Origin of the sequence: Flavimobilis marinus, assembly GCF_900113055.1 — a bacterium.
Lineage (GTDB): Bacteria > Actinomycetota > Actinomycetes > Actinomycetales > Cellulomonadaceae > Flavimobilis > Flavimobilis marinus.
Genome location: NZ_FONZ01000002.1, coordinates 276,440 through 290,261 on the forward strand (window position 1 = coordinate 276,440; position 13,822 = coordinate 290,261).

Consider the following 13,822-nt stretch of genomic DNA (forward strand, 5'->3'; position numbering starts at 1 on the left):
GGTCACCGCGCATGCGCGGTGACCCCCCTCGGTGTGAGCGCACGGGCTCAGGTGTTCTCGACGTCCTCGTCCCCGGCGCCGTCCTCGTCCTCGGTCTCAGGTGCGCCAGCATCACCCTCGGTCGCCGCCTGGGTCGGGGTCGCGGTCCCCGGCTCCTGAGCCGTCTCTGAGAGCACGAACAGGTGTCCCACCAGCACCTGCTCCGAGTCGTCCGGCGACGTGGCCGGACGGCCGTTCGACTCGGGCGCGTCGCCCTGGCGTGTGAGAACCAGACCCTGGACCGCCATGAGCCGCTCCGTCTTGAGCTGGAGCTCGTCCATGAACCGGGTGACGTCGTCGTGGTCACCCAACGTGGTGATCGTGACGGGCACGGCGTAGAGCCCAGCCAGCGGGCTGGTCGACGCGCCGCCGTCGGGACCTGCGATCGGGAGCACGGCGGTCGCAGCGCCAGCCTCGATGCTCAGCACGACGACGTCATGACGCTTCGCGTACTCGTCCACGATCGCGTTGTACTCGTCCAGCTGAGCCGACGCGGGCACGTGCTTGCGGAGCTGCTCGAGCTCCGCCTCGAACTCAGGCATCCGCGCGAAGTCGGCCTTGAGCTGGGTGATCGTGCGCTGCAGCTGCGCGTTGCGCAGCTCCGTCGTCTCACGGTCCTCATCGGCGACCGAGGCCTCGTCCAGCGCGGGCGCGACCCCGAGGAACCAGGTGGCGACGAGCACGAGCACGGACACGATCGCCGCTGCACCGACCCAGGTCGAGGTCCTGTTCACGGCCTTCATCAGTTGCCCTCTTCCTCGGTAAAACGGAACACGAGCGCGGAGGCGTCGATCTGCGCGGAAGCCTCCACCGTGTAGACGGTGTCGCCCTCGGCGTTCTGACCGAGCGCCTGCGTGGTGAACACGGGGTCGACGACGCCGGGCACCTCCGCGAGGCCCTTCAGCCACTCAGTCGTGTCGATCAGGTCGTCGCTCTCAGCCGTCATGAGCACGGTCGCGACGCCCTGGCGCGTGATCGCGTCGGCCACGACGGGCGCCCCCTGCATCGGCGTCATGGTGGTGACGTTGACGACCGTGATCGTCGATCCGTCCGGTGCGGTGTCGTACAGCTGGGTGGTCATGGGCAGCCACGGCACGTCGAAGGCGACCGCAAGGTTCCGGGCAGCCATCGTCGCGGTGATCTGACCCTTGATCGCGGGCACGGCGGCGTACTGCGACTGCTCACGGAGGAGCGCCGCGGTGCGGGTCTGCTCGGTCTCGAGGGCCTCCTTGGCGTTCGAGGCCATCGTCTGCGCCGTGAACCACGCGGTGACTGCCAGGAGCACGACGGCGAGCACCGCGATTCCCAGCAGCACCTTGAGCCTGCGCAGGTTCCGCCCCTCGCGCACCCACTGCGGGAGGAGGTTGACCTGCGGGAGCGCGCTGGCGCCGGCGACGACGCCTCCGGTGCGCGTGACCTTGGTTGACGGCTGGGCCGCCGCCTCGGTGCGCTTCTTGGAGAACAGTGCGGAACTCATGATGCGACTCCAAAAGCGAGGCCGAGCGGAACGCTCGCGACGAACTGCAGCGCGTCCAGGTCCGCTCCTCGCGGCATCTCAGACCCGAGCTTGACGGTGGACAGCGGTGCGGCGAGGGACACGCCCACGCGGGCCGCGGTCGCGATGTACTGGCCGAGACCGGGCAGCTGGGCTCCGCGGCCCGTGAGCATCACGGTGCTGAGCGAGCCGCCCGGGGTGTTCATGGCGTAGTAGGACAGGGTGTTGCGCACCGCCTCGACCAGGACGTGGCCGACCTGCGCGATCGCGTCGGCTGCGGGGCGGTACTCGTCGGGGACCGTGATCCCGATCCCGACCTGGAACTTCAGGCGCTCGGCGTCGTCCTCGGACATGCCCATGGCGCTGGCGATGGCGTCGTTCATGTCGTGCCCGCCCGTGGGCAGCACGCGCACGAACTTCGGCATGCCGCGCTCGACGATGACCACCGTCGAGATGCGCGCGCCAAGGTCGACGACGGCGAGCGTCTGGTCGGCGAGCGGCCCCCGCGCGAGGCTCCGCGTCAGGGCGAGTGCCGTGAGATCGACCATCGTGGCGCGTAGTCCTGCAGCCTCGACCGCGCGCAGGTTCGCAGCGACGGTGTCCTTGGTCGCGGCGACGAGCAAACCCTGCACCATGGGGCCGTGCGGGCTCTCGACCATCCCCGTGGGCACGTAGTCCAGGTGCGCGTCGTCGACCGCGATCGGGAGGAACTCCTGGACCTGGTAGGGCAGCGTCGCGCGGAGCTGGTCCAGCGGCATCGCGGGCAGGTCGAGCTCTCGGACGAGCACACGCTGGTTCCCGACGCCGATCACGACCTCCTTCGAGGAGAACTTCGTGTCTCGCCACATCTGCTTGATCGCCGTCGAGACGACCGCTGGTTCGACGACTTCGCCGTCCCGCACCGCTCCGCTGGGCAGGGGGCGCTCCGCGTACCGCACCACCGTGGGCTGGTCCGTCCGCGAGGGGCCACCCGACCCATGCTGGACCTCGACCGCCCGGACGTGGGTGGTTCCGATGTCGAGCCCGATCACACGTGCCTTTGCCACCGATTCTCTCCTTCTGCAGTGAGACCCGTGGCCTCGCGTGACTTATCGGCCCGCGGCAGAGCGAACTTGAGCGTTCCGCGCGCCGGACCCGGCTGTGGCTGAACGGTTCGTCAGATCAGACCGAGGTACGCGTCGAACAACGCACCGCCCGCGGCGAAGCCGACCGCGGCGCCGGCGATCATCCACGGGCCGAACGGGATACCGCTCTTGCGGCCCGCGCGCTTCAGCAAGAGCAGCCCGATCGAGAAGATGCCGCCGAGGAGGAATGCCGAGAAGCCGCCCACGGCGAGCTCGCCCCAGCCGAGGTAGCCGAGACCCGCGCCCAGGAGCCCCGCGAGCTTGACGTCGCCGAAGCCCATGCCACCGGGATACGCGAGTGCCATCGCGAAGTAGGCCCCGAAGAGCACGGCAGCTCCGACCAAAGCTCGGATCAATGCGGTGCCGTCTCCCTCACCCCATCCGGCGAGCCCGATCAGGACGGCGACCACCGGGTAGGAGGGCAGGACGATCGCGTTGGGCAGGCGGTGGGTCTGCAGGTCGATCACGAGGAGCGCGACGCCAATCGCTGTGAGGTACAGGTACACCGGCACCGACCACGTCCAGTCGAGCCGGACGACGACCAGGACGAACAGCACGGCCGTCACCAGCTCGACGAGCGGGTACTGCACCGAGATGGGCTCCCGGCAGCTCCGGCAACGGCCGCGCAGCAGCAGCCAGGAGACCACCGGGATGTTCTGCCACGCCCGGATCGGCGAGCCGCACCCGGGGCAACGGCTTGCGGGCCGGACCACGGACTCGCCTCGGGGAACCCGAGAGATCACGACGTTGAGGAAGGAACCGACGGCGAGTCCGAACACGCCGACGAGGGCCAGGAGCACGATCTCCAAGACCTAGGACCCGTCCACGTCGAACGCCGGCTCGACCTCGGCGTGCTTCGTCACGCCGTAGGTCGTCTTGACTGGGTTGAGGAACTTGGGCGGTGCCAGATACATATACCGGTCGTCGTACATATAGTCTTTCTTGTAACCCGTTGATGTACCAGTAGCCACAGTTCCTCGAAAGTTCTGAATGATCGATCCGTTGACTTTGAGCGTGCCGCGGTAGGATCCCTTGTTGTAGTTCTGGACTTGGAAGGTGTGCCCCACGGACATCATCGCCGCGTCGATGTGCCGGTCATAGTCCCTGAGAATCGTCGCGCTTCGGCTGGTTACCGGGTTCCATACGAACACCGCGTTGTTGCCGATCAGTCCCAGGACGTCGTCGTCATTGTCGACGTAGCGGATATCGCCCGTGATGTAGATGTAGTTTTCGGCGGCTATAGTCATCCGGCCGTTCATGCGGCCCTGGATGAAGACGTCACCGCTTTTGCACTGGTATGAGTCTACCTTCGGAGCTACTTCATTCGTGGTCGGATAGCCGATGCCGTTTCCAGTCTTGTGCGATTCCGCGCCCTTGCAAGCCTCGACTGGCGGAACGGCATAGTTCGGGTCGCCAGTTGTGCCAGGGATGTCCTGCACGTAGACGACGTTATTCTCCGGCACCATGACCTCGGCGCCGTCTATGCTGCCGAGTTGACCCGGCCCGGTCCCGGGCGTGCCGCATTCGGACGGCATTGAGCCGTTCGTCACCGGGGAGCCAGCGATGCGCGTGGCCTTCGTCCATGGCGACCGCACCGTCATCGTGCCATCGCTGTTCAGTGTGATCCTGGTGGGACCCGTGTAGAGGCACCCGGGACGCGGGACGTCACCGGGGAGGTCGGTGCGCACCTCGCGCTTGAGCTCGGCGTTGGTCTCCGGGATGTCAATCGGGTCCTTCGTCACCGTCGGGGCCCCCTTCTCGAACACCTGCCCGTTGCATGTCTGGTCGAGCGAGTTCTTCTTCAGGTAGTTCACGCCGCTCGTCGGCTTGTACGCAGTGGTCACCATCCCCTTGAACGTGGCTTCACAAATGCGCATCGCGTCGTTCGAGTGCACCTTTCCGTTCAGCGAGTCGTTGCCACCAAATGCGATGACGCCGCAGCCTTTGGAAGGTCGGCCCGCGTAGTGGTACTTGACACACTCGTCCTCATCCGCGCCCGACACTTCGGGGTCCATGATCTCGTAGTTAGTGAAGTAGAGGTAATCGATGAACGCCCGCTGACGGAGGTCGGCGACGATCGTCCGGGTTTCCCCGCCGGCGCGGCCGGTCGACCGAAGCCGCAGCGTACCCGAAGCCATGAATTCGGAGTTGTCGACCTCGTATCGGAAATCAGCCGCTCCCCCGCTCCCTGCCACGCGCGCCCAGCTCCCGGCGGCGCCCGTGCCAAACGCCGGGTTTGTCGCCTCCACCGGGGGGAGCGACACGGACGATCCCGACGAGAACGCTGCCACTGGATTGCCGTACTGGAAGTAGGTCGTATCGTTCGCGAGCCGGCTCTGGTACTCCTCGACACCGGCGTAGGCCGCCGCGAGCGCCGCGCTCTGATCCTGGCTGCCCCGCGCGTTCTTCTGCGCGAAGATTCCCACCGAGATGGCGGTGACGACGAAGACCGCGAGCACAGCGGTCACGCCGATCACCATCACGAGCGCGATCCCGCTGTCGTCTCGCTTGAGCCGGCCTACTCCCCGACGCATCATGTTCCCGCTCCTAGTGTGGCGACCCGGTTGGGTATCCCGATGGTGTTCTGGAGTTCCACCGTCGCAGCGCGACCGCTGTCGTCGGCTTCGACGCGCAGCACGACTTCCACCGCGCGGACAAGGTCGCGGTTCGCCAGCGACAGTCCCGCGGCGGGCGCTAGGCGCTTCCCTTCGCCGTCAAGGTAGGCGAAGAGCGGCGCGGCGCTGGAGGCCACCACGTCACGGGCGATGACGCGCGTTGAAGTGGCCTTGGCTGGGAAGGTCCAGCGTTCCTTCCCGGCAGGTACCGCCAGCCATCGGCTCTCGGTGAGCTCCTTGGCCGCATTTACCTCGTAGGCAACCTTGAGCGGGCGCACCGCGGTCGCTTCCGTGTCGACGTACGAGTAGAACGTGAGGCTCGAATAGTTCGCGACATCGATACCGACGCTCGTACCAGTGCCCAGCGTGATGTCGCTCAAACCATGCACAGTACGCGTGAGCTGATCCATGGCCACTGAGGCGGCGTTGGTGCTGTCGTTCGCGGCGCGATCGCGTGTGAGGGTGCGAGTGACACCGGTGAAGAGGGAGACGATGAGCACACCGATCAACGACATGAGGAACATCGTCACCAAGACCTCGGGGAGGGTCATCCCCGCGTCGCGCTGAGCGCTGACGGTCCGTCCCGCGCGCCGGCGCAGCGTGTTCATTCTGCTGGCTCCGGCGCGATCTCGATCGCCGAGCCGTGCTTGTGCCCCGTGGTCAGGGGAGTGACGCGACCGACGCCGGTGCTGAAGCTCCAGGTCCCGTACGGCACTGCGAGGTAGACCGTGCCGGTGCCAATGTCCAGCCCGCTGCCGTAGTCGTAGGTGAGGTCGACCGTGCAACCAGGGTCGTCGCCCTCCTTGGCTTTCGACGTGATCGTAATCGTCTCGCTGCTGCTCACGCCCGTGATCTTGACGACGCCCATCGGGACGTCCACATCGACGCTGGTCCCTCCGCGCGCTGCCCCGAAACCGACGCGTCCGGGAACCGGCTCCCCAGCGGCGTTCTCTACGCTCCACGCTGCAGCGTTGGGCGAGAGGCACCCGGTCGGGCCCGCCGTGTCCGCGTAGGCGCCGGCGATCACCGAGTAGCCGGAGCTCAGGGGGAAGACCTGACGCGTCGAGGTCGTGCCCGTGCCGGCGCTCGGGAACTGCGTTGCGCCATAGCTGGACACAAAGGTGGTGGGCAGGTTCTTGGGCAGGCGTATCTTGCTTGCGCCCTCGCCTGAGTAGGTGCCCGCAAACTTGAGCTTGTAGCTGGCAGAGGCGTCGTACTGGAAGCTCACCGCGGTCGAGGCGCCCGCAGCGACACCCACGAACTCCTTCCTGGCGGGAGACTTGTGCTCGAGGTTGACGTATCCGGTCTGCGTGGCTGTCACGTCGTAATTCCCCGGGACGACCTTCAGGATGTAGCTGCAGCCCTGCGCGTCTGTCTTCATCGGGGTGACTGCTAGTACAGCCGCGCCGTTCGGCACGCTGCTCGGGGTGGCGGAGATGGTCACGCCGCCGCGCCCTTCGCCGTCTCCGTTCAGCACAGACACGAGGATGGTGCCGAGGCTGGGGTCGTTGATCGACTCCCCCGGGACGACGACTGTGTCGGAACGGACCGGGTCCGTGCCCTCGCGCATGTTTTCCCAGGTCACCTCGACGTTCACGCGCTTGTAGCGCAGCACTCCGCTGGCCGGGCTCGCCCCGCACTTGAGCTCGACGTCGGGGTCGGACACCCACTGAGTGTCCACCGCCACGGCAAAAACGTCCCCATTGACGGTCTTCGACGCGGTCGATCCGGTCTCCGCGAGCAGCTTGTCGTAGTCCGAGATCGACAGCGCCCGGTCGATCTCCTGCGAGGCGAGGTTGAGAGCTACCTGGCGCGCGCGGGCGTCGCGGGTCAGCGTCAGGGTCTGCAGCATCGTGTACACGAGCCCGGTGGAGACGATGGCGAAGATCAGCATCGCCGCGAGCACCTCGACGAGGGTCATGCCGGAGTCGTCGGTGCGCGCGAGGCGGCGGGTGAAGAACGCCACGGTTCCCCCTCTCGAGGAGATGTCGTCTGGGCGCCGCGTCGAGGTCGCGCTCGGTCGTCGGCGGGTCGCGCGGTGATACGCCCATGGGGCGCCGCCCTCAGGCGGCGCCCCACAGGTGAGTCGTCAGTGACCGATCACGGAGTAGTAGGGGCAGTAGGGGCAGCGGTCTCGGTGATCTTGCCGTCCGTGCTGCTGTACGTCCACGTGCCGGCGAGCGAGCCGTGCTTGCCCACGAGGGTGTACGTCTTGAAGTCACCCGCCGGCGTGACCGTGATCGTCACGTCGTCGGTGCCGTTAAAACCGTTTGCTTCGAGGTCAGCCAGGTCCATCGCGGCGTCCGACGCGTCCTTGTACAGACCGTTGTTGTCAGTCGCGAAGGACTCCGCGGCGATCGACGCGTTCTTGAGGTCGGAGGTTACGGCGGACTCCCAGGCCTTCTCGCGCTGGTTGAGGAACGCGGGGATCGCGATCGCGGCGAGGATGCCGATGATGATGATGACGACGAGGAGCTCGATGAGCGTGAAGCCCTTGTCGTTCTCCTTGGCGGAGCGGATGCGAGCCAGCATGAGCGGCCTGCCTTTCTCGGTTTCAGGTGCGAGGGTGAAGGTGTCGATCCCTCCGCAACGGAGTGACCTACGCCCTCTCATCGGCGTCGTTCGCGCACGACTTGAGGAGTTGGTGCGACGAGTTTTCCGCCGCCTCACCCCTCCGGGGTGATAACGCCCGTGGCGCTGTCGAAACGCCACGTCTGTCCCATCTGCGCGTGGCTTCCGACCAGATGAAAGGTCTCTCCCGACGGAAAAGGCGTCACGGAGACGGCCTCGGTGGGGACAAAACCGCTTCGGCCGAGGGCCGCGACATCGAGTCCGTCGTAGCCACCTCCCCGACCGGCGGCATACGCCTCCGCGGCGGTGCGCGCATTCCGCAGGTCGCTGACGACGGCCGTCTCCCACGCCTTGGCGCGCTGGCTGCTGTAGACGGGCCACGCGATCGCCGCGAGCACGCCGAGGATCACGATGACAACGAGGATCTCGACGAGCGTGAAGCCGCCGTCGGTGGTCGAGCGGGGGCGCACGCTCAGCCGACGAGCTCGAAGATCGAGAAAATGGGCATGTACAGCGCGATGATCATGCCGCCGACGATCACACCGAGGACGGCGATCATCAGCGGCTCGATCATGCTGGTCAGCTGCTCGGTCGTCGCCTCGACCTCCTGGTCGTAGAACTCGGCGACCTTCTCGAGCATGGTGTCGAGCGCACCGGTGTCCTCGCCGACCGCCATCATCTGGACGACCATGGGCGGGAACACGGGGTGCTGGGCCAGCGGTGCCGTGAGCGGCTTGCCCTCCCGGACGGACGCCTGCACCTCCTTGATCGCCTCGGCGATCACGTTGTTGCCCGAGGTCTCCCCCACGATGTCGAGCGCCTGCAGGATGGGCACGCCTGAGGACAGCATGGTGCCGAAGTTCCGGGTGAAGCGCGCGACCGCGACCTTCTTGAAGAGGTTGCCGAAGATCGGCGTCTTGAGCTTCATCGGGTCCACCCGACGGCGCACCTCGTAGTCGTTCTTGTGCTTGCGCCACCACGCCGCGGCGATCACGATCGCGATGATCAGCGGGATGATCCCGACCTTGAGCACACCGGAGAGGAATACCAGGAACTGGGTCGGCGCGGGCAGCTCGCCGCCGAGGTCGGAGAACATCTTCTCGAACACGGGGACGATGAACAGCAGCATGCCCACCACGGCGAGGATCGCGATGCAGAACACGACCACGGGGTAGGTCATCGCGGACTTGATCTTGGCCTTGAGTTTGACCTCGGCCTCAAAGTTCTCCGCCACGGACAGCAACGTCTCGTCGAGGAAGCCGCCGACCTCGCCGGCACGGATCATGTTGAGCATGAGCGGCGGGAAGATGTTCTCGTGCCGCGCGAGCGCGTTGGACAGCGAGGACCCCGTCTCGACGTCCGCCCGCACCTGGGCGAGGACCTTCTTGAGCTCGTCGCTCTCCGTCTGCTCCGACAGGATCGTGAGCGCGCGGAGCAGGCTCAGGCCGGAGACGATCATCGTGGCGAGCTGGCGCGCCATGATCGACAGGTCCTTGAGCGAGACCTTGGGGCCGAAGCCCGGGATCGTGATCTCGCGCTGCAGGCCGGTGCTCGACACCTCCTTGATGCTCAGCGGCGCCATGCCCATGGTGCGCAGACGGGTCGCGACGGCACCCTCGTTGGTGGCCTCGATCCGGCCCTTGACGGTCTTGCCCTTGCCGTCGCGCAGGGTGTACTCGTACGTGCGTGCTGCCGCCACGGTCACATGCCTCCGATGTTGTTGGCGGCGGCCTGCAGGGCAGCGCCACCCTGGTTCATGCGCGCCTGACGGCCGGTGAGCTTGTTGAACTCCTCGACGTGGTGGCACTTCTCGAGCCCGGTCTCGTACGTGATCTGCCCGACCCGTGCGAGGTCGGCCAGGTTCTGGTCCAGGGTGTGCATGCCCTGGTCGATCCCGGACTGCATCGACGTGTAGATCTGGTGCGTCTTGCCCTCACGGATGAGGTTCCGGATCGCCGGCGTCGCGAGCATGACCTCGGTCGCGACCACGCGCCCCGGGCGGCCCGCGCGCTTGCACAGCGTCTGGCAGACGACGCCCTGGAGCGTGGCCGCGAGCTGCACGCGCACCTGGCCCTGCTGCTCGGGCGGGAAGACGTCGATGATGCGGTCGATCGTCTGTGCGGCGTCCTGGGTGTGCAGCGTGGCGAACACGAGGTGGCCGGTCTCGGCCGCGGTCAGCGCCACCGAGATCGTCTCGAGGTCACGCATCTCACCGACGAGGATGATGTCGGGGTCCTGCCGCAGCACGTGCTTGAGCGCGTTCGCGAAGCTGTGCGTGTCCGCGCCGACCTCGCGCTGGTTGATGATCGACTTCTTGTGGTCGTGCAGGAACTCGATCGGGTCCTCGACCGTCATGATGTGGTCGGACCGCGTGCGGTTCGCCAGGTCGATGATCGAGGCGAGCGTCGTGGACTTGCCGGAGCCGGTGGGGCCCGTGACCAGGACGAGTCCGCGCGGCAGCCCGGCGAAGTTCGCGACGACCCCGGGGACCCCGAGCTCCTCGAGCGCCTTGATCTCGAACGGGATGACACGGAAGGCCGCGCCGACGGTCTCGCGCTGCTGGTACATGTTCACGCGGAAGCGTGCGACGCCGGGGACGGAGTAGGAGAAGTCGAGCTCCAGGTTCGCCTCGAACTGCTCGCGCTGGCGCTGCTTGAGCACCGAGTACAGCGTGCGACGCAGGCTCTCCCCGTCGATCACGGGGTACTCGAGCGGGACGAGCGAGCCGTTGCGACGGACCATGGGCGGAGCCTTGGCCGTCAGGTGCAGGTCCGAGGCGCCGCTCGAGACCATCTCCTGCAGCAGGTGGTCGATGTCCAGGTCCTCCGCGGTCGTCGCCGCGCCGCGGCGCGACTCCGCGCGGACGGGTGCACCGGCACCGGCACCGGCTACCGACGCACCGAGCGGACGCGCGGGCGCCTGCTGTGCCGCGGCCGGAGTCTGCACGCGCGTGACGGGCGGCGGGGCGGGGTCGTTGCGCACCTGCCAGCCGAGCGGCTGCGCGGGGGCGGCCTGTGCGGCGGCCCACGGCTGGGCAGGAGCCTGGCTGGCCAGCGGCTGTGCTGCACCAGCCTGCGGAGGCGGCGGGTACGCGCCGGGAGCACCCTGGGCCTGAAAGTGGCCGGGTGATACGGGCGCCGCGGCAGCCTGCTGGCCGTAGCTGCCGACGCCCATCGACCCCGACGCCATCGACGCGGGGCCGGGAGCGCCGAGCACCGACTCGCGGCGCAGCGCCCCGCGGGTGGGCATGCCTTCGGGTGCCCCGTACGGGGTGGGGTTCTCGTTGAGCTCAGCCACGCCTCTGCCTTTCACCTGTGTCACGCCGCACGCATGACGCCTACTTATCGGCGCGCTGCCGACCGTCCTTGAGGTCCGACGTCACGCCACGACGCGCAGGATCTCCTCGATCGACGTCTGACCCTCGACGACCTTCATCCAGCCGTCGTCGCGCAGCGTGATCATGCCCTCGGCGCGCGCCGTCTTGGCGATGTCCGCGGCGGACGAGCCGGACACGGCGTGCCGCTCGACGGCCTCGGTGACCTGCATGACCTCGTGGAGCGCGAGGCGGCCGCGGTACCCGGTTCCCGAGCACGTGGAGCAGCCCACGGGGCGCTGCAGGACGGGGATCTCCTCGCCCGGCACCCAGGGGAACCGCGCGGCCTGGAGCTCGACGTCGGTCGGCTCGTACGGCTCCTTGCACTTGCTGCACAGGCGGCGCGCGAGGCGCTGGGCGACGATGCAGTCGAGGGCGGACCCGACGAGGAACGGCTCGATGCCCATCTCGACGAGACGCGTGATGGCCGACGGCGCGTCGTTGGTGTGCAGCGTGGACAGCACCATGTGCCCGGTGAGGGCTGCCTCGATGGCGATCTGTGCGGTCTCGTGGTCACGGATCTCACCGAGCAGCACGACGTCGGGGTCGGAGCGCAGGATGGAGCGCAGCGCGCCGGCGAACGTCAGCCCGGCCTTCGGGTTCACCTGGACCTGGTTGATGCCGGGCAGGCGGTACTCGACCGGGTCCTCGACCGTGATGACGTTGATCTCCGGCTTGGAGACGGCGTTGAGGGTCGCGTACAGGGTGGTCGACTTCCCGGACCCGGTCGGGCCGGTCACGAGGATCATGCCGTACGGCTTGCTGTACGACTCGGAGTAGATCTCGTAGTTGGTCTGCCCGAACGACAGGTCGCGCAGGTCGAGGCTCGCGGTCGAGTTGTCGAGGATTCGCATGACGATCTTCTCGCCCCACACCGTCGGCAGCGTCGCGACGCGGAGGTCGATCTTGCGGCCGTTGTGCACCACGGACATGCGGCCGTCCTGGGGCTTGCGCCGCTCCGCGATGTCGATGTCGGAGAGGATCTTCACGCGGGAGATCACGCCGTTGGTGAGGTTCTTGGGCGAGCGCTGCATCTCGTGCAGCACGCCGTCGATGCGGTACCGCACGCGCAGGTCGTGCTCGCTGGGCTCGATGTGGATGTCGGAGGCGCGGTCGGTGATCGCCTGCGTGACGAGCAGGTTGACGTAGCGCACGATCGGCGCGTCGTCGGCGTCCACGCTCGTGAGCTTGGAGAGGTCCGTCTCCGCCTCGGCGGTGTTCTCCGCCTCGAACGCGTCCGTCAGGTCCGCCATCTCGCCGTCGGCGCGGCAGTACCGGTCGATCGCCCGCACGAGGTTGTCGTGGGCGGCGACGACCGGGGTGACGAACATGCCGGACATCGCACGCGCGTCGTCGAGCGCCATGACGTTGCCGGGGTCGGCCATCGCGAGGACGAGCTGGCCGTCGCGCACGCCGATGGGCAGCACGACGTAGCGCCGACACTGTGCAGCCGGGAGCATCGCCACGGCGGCGCGCTCGACCGGGTACTCGTCGAGGTCGACGAACTCCATGCCGACCTGGGAGGCGAGCGCCGCGACGAGCTGCTCCTCGCTGAGGATCCCCAGCTCGACGAGCACGCGTCCCAGGGACGTGCCGCGGACGACCTGCTCGTCCAGGGCCGCCATCAGCTGCTCCTCGTTGACCAGGCCCTCCTCCAGGAGGATCTCTCCGAGCTGCTTCATCACTCACTCCCTCGTCCGACGGCGCGCGAGAGACCGCCTCGCCCAGGTGTCCTATCGGCGGATCGGGCGCGGATCGTGAGCGTTTAGGCGGACGTGTTGCGCGCGGCGAGGGCAGCGGCGAGCGCGGCGTCCATGGCCGCCAGCGGCGGGGTGCGGTCGGTCATGAGCCGCACCTGCTCGGCAGCCTGGTGCAGGAGCATCCGCTCCCCGGGCGCCACGGCACCACCAGCGGCTGCCCAGGCGAGCGCCAACGGCGTCGGCGATGGGTACACGACGTCGAGGAGCGTCCCCCGGACCTGCACACCGGCGAGAAGAGGCGCCAGCGGGTCCCCCGCGCCGGCGGGCAGCGTCGAGACGACGACGTCGGCGCCCGGGAGGACCTCGCTGGCCCGGTCGAGCGTGGCGAACGTGGGCTCCACGCCCATCTTGTGCGCCGCGCGGCGGACGGCACCGGTGCGCGCGAGGGACCGCACGAGCACGACGGGCGCGTGGTGCCCGAGCTCGCCGAGAGCTGCCAGCGCTGAGCACGCGGTCGCTCCCCCGCCCAGGATCACGGCAGGACCGCCGGGCACAGGCGTGCGCACCTCGCGCAGCGCGGCCACGATCCCGTGCACGTCCGTGTTGGCGCCGACCTTCACGGCGGCACCGGGGCCGTGCTGCAGCAGCAGGGTGTTGACGGCGCCGACGGCCTCCGCCAGCGGCTCCACGTGGTCGAGCAGCGGCAGCACCGTCTGCTTCAGCGGCATGGTCAGGCTCAGCCCGGCCCACTCCGCACCGCGGGACGCGACGAACGTCGCCAGGCCCTCAGACTCCACGTCGATCGCGTCGTACTGCCAGTCGAGCCCGAGATCCCGGTAGGCCGCCCGGTGCAGCACCGGGGACAGCGAGTGCGCGATCGGGTGCCCGAGCACCGCTGCCCGCAC

At 68.1% G+C, this 13,822-nt stretch carries 13 protein-coding genes; all 13 read right to left on the minus strand.

All coding sequences use genetic code 11. From position 1 onward, the window contains the following. Positions 1–47: 47 nt before the first annotated feature. Complete coding sequence (locus tag BMZ30_RS06310) at positions 48–773, minus strand: hypothetical protein (RefSeq protein ID WP_177191298.1); 726 nt, start codon at positions 771–773, stop codon at positions 48–50. 8 nt (positions 774–781) lie between these two features. Then, complete coding sequence (locus BMZ30_RS06315) at positions 782–1,516, minus strand: hypothetical protein (RefSeq protein WP_093376279.1); 735 nt, start codon at positions 1,514–1,516, stop codon at positions 782–784. After that, a complete protein-coding gene (pilM, locus tag BMZ30_RS06320) occupies positions 1,513–2,580 on the minus strand; it encodes a type IV pilus assembly protein PilM (protein ID WP_093376281.1) in 1,068 nt (355 codons plus the stop codon). The genes BMZ30_RS06315 and pilM overlap by 4 nt, the downstream gene beginning before the upstream one ends. Positions 2,581–2,690: 110 nt before the next feature. Next, positions 2,691–3,458, minus strand: coding sequence for a prepilin peptidase (locus BMZ30_RS06325; RefSeq protein ID WP_093377349.1), 768 nt, complete (start codon positions 3,456–3,458; stop codon positions 2,691–2,693). Between the two features lie 12 nt (positions 3,459–3,470). Then, positions 3,471–5,126, minus strand: coding sequence for a hypothetical protein (locus BMZ30_RS06330; RefSeq protein WP_244887038.1), 1,656 nt, complete (start codon positions 5,124–5,126; stop codon positions 3,471–3,473). 65 nt (positions 5,127–5,191) lie between these two features. Beyond that, entirely contained in the window at positions 5,192–5,881 is a 690-nt protein-coding gene (locus BMZ30_RS06335; protein WP_093376284.1) for a PulJ/GspJ family protein, read from the minus strand. Then, positions 5,878–7,239 carry a prepilin-type N-terminal cleavage/methylation domain-containing protein gene (locus BMZ30_RS06340; protein WP_093376286.1) on the minus strand — a complete coding sequence of 454 codons (1,362 nt, stop codon included), beginning with the start codon at positions 7,237–7,239 and terminating at the stop codon, positions 5,878–5,880. Before BMZ30_RS06340 ends, BMZ30_RS06335 begins: the two co-directional genes overlap by 4 nt. A gap of 134 nt (positions 7,240–7,373) precedes the next feature. After that, positions 7,374–7,805, minus strand: coding sequence for a prepilin-type N-terminal cleavage/methylation domain-containing protein (locus BMZ30_RS13965; protein WP_093376288.1), 432 nt, complete (start codon positions 7,803–7,805; stop codon positions 7,374–7,376). A gap of 134 nt (positions 7,806–7,939) precedes the next feature. Continuing rightward, on the minus strand, positions 7,940–8,314 hold the full coding sequence (locus BMZ30_RS06350) for a prepilin-type N-terminal cleavage/methylation domain-containing protein (RefSeq protein ID WP_093376290.1): 375 nt from the start codon (positions 8,312–8,314) through the stop codon (positions 7,940–7,942). Between the two features lie 2 nt (positions 8,315–8,316). After that, positions 8,317–9,543 (minus strand): type II secretion system F family protein, encoded by a 1,227-nt coding sequence (locus BMZ30_RS06355; RefSeq protein WP_093376292.1) that lies wholly within the window; start codon positions 9,541–9,543, stop codon positions 8,317–8,319. Between the two features lie 2 nt (positions 9,544–9,545). After that, positions 9,546–11,141 (minus strand): type IV pilus twitching motility protein PilT, encoded by a 1,596-nt coding sequence (locus BMZ30_RS06360; RefSeq protein ID WP_229828544.1) that lies wholly within the window; start codon positions 11,139–11,141, stop codon positions 9,546–9,548. 81 nt (positions 11,142–11,222) lie between these two features. Then, positions 11,223–12,899, minus strand: a complete 1,677-nt coding sequence (locus tag BMZ30_RS06365) for a GspE/PulE family protein (protein ID WP_093376294.1) — start codon at positions 12,897–12,899, stop codon at positions 11,223–11,225. Positions 12,900–12,982: 83 nt separating this feature from the next. Beyond that, positions 12,983–13,822, minus strand: coding sequence for a shikimate dehydrogenase (locus BMZ30_RS06370; protein ID WP_093376296.1), 840 nt, complete (start codon positions 13,820–13,822; stop codon positions 12,983–12,985).

What these genes read in the sequence shown, in the direction of transcription:
- BMZ30_RS06335 (WP_093376284.1), bottom strand. Translation starts at nt 5,881, where the DNA reads ATGAACACGCTGCGCCGGCGCGCGGGACGGACCGTCAGCGCTCAGCGC.
- BMZ30_RS13965 (WP_093376288.1), bottom strand. Translation starts at nt 7,805, where the DNA reads ATGCTGGCTCGCATCCGCTCCGCCAAGGAGAACGACAAGGGCTTCACG.
- BMZ30_RS06315 (WP_093376279.1), bottom strand. Translation starts at nt 1,516, where the DNA reads ATGAGTTCCGCACTGTTCTCCAAGAAGCGCACCGAGGCGGCGGCCCAG.
- BMZ30_RS06365 (WP_093376294.1), bottom strand. Translation starts at nt 12,899, where the DNA reads ATGAAGCAGCTCGGAGAGATCCTCCTGGAGGAGGGCCTGGTCAACGAG.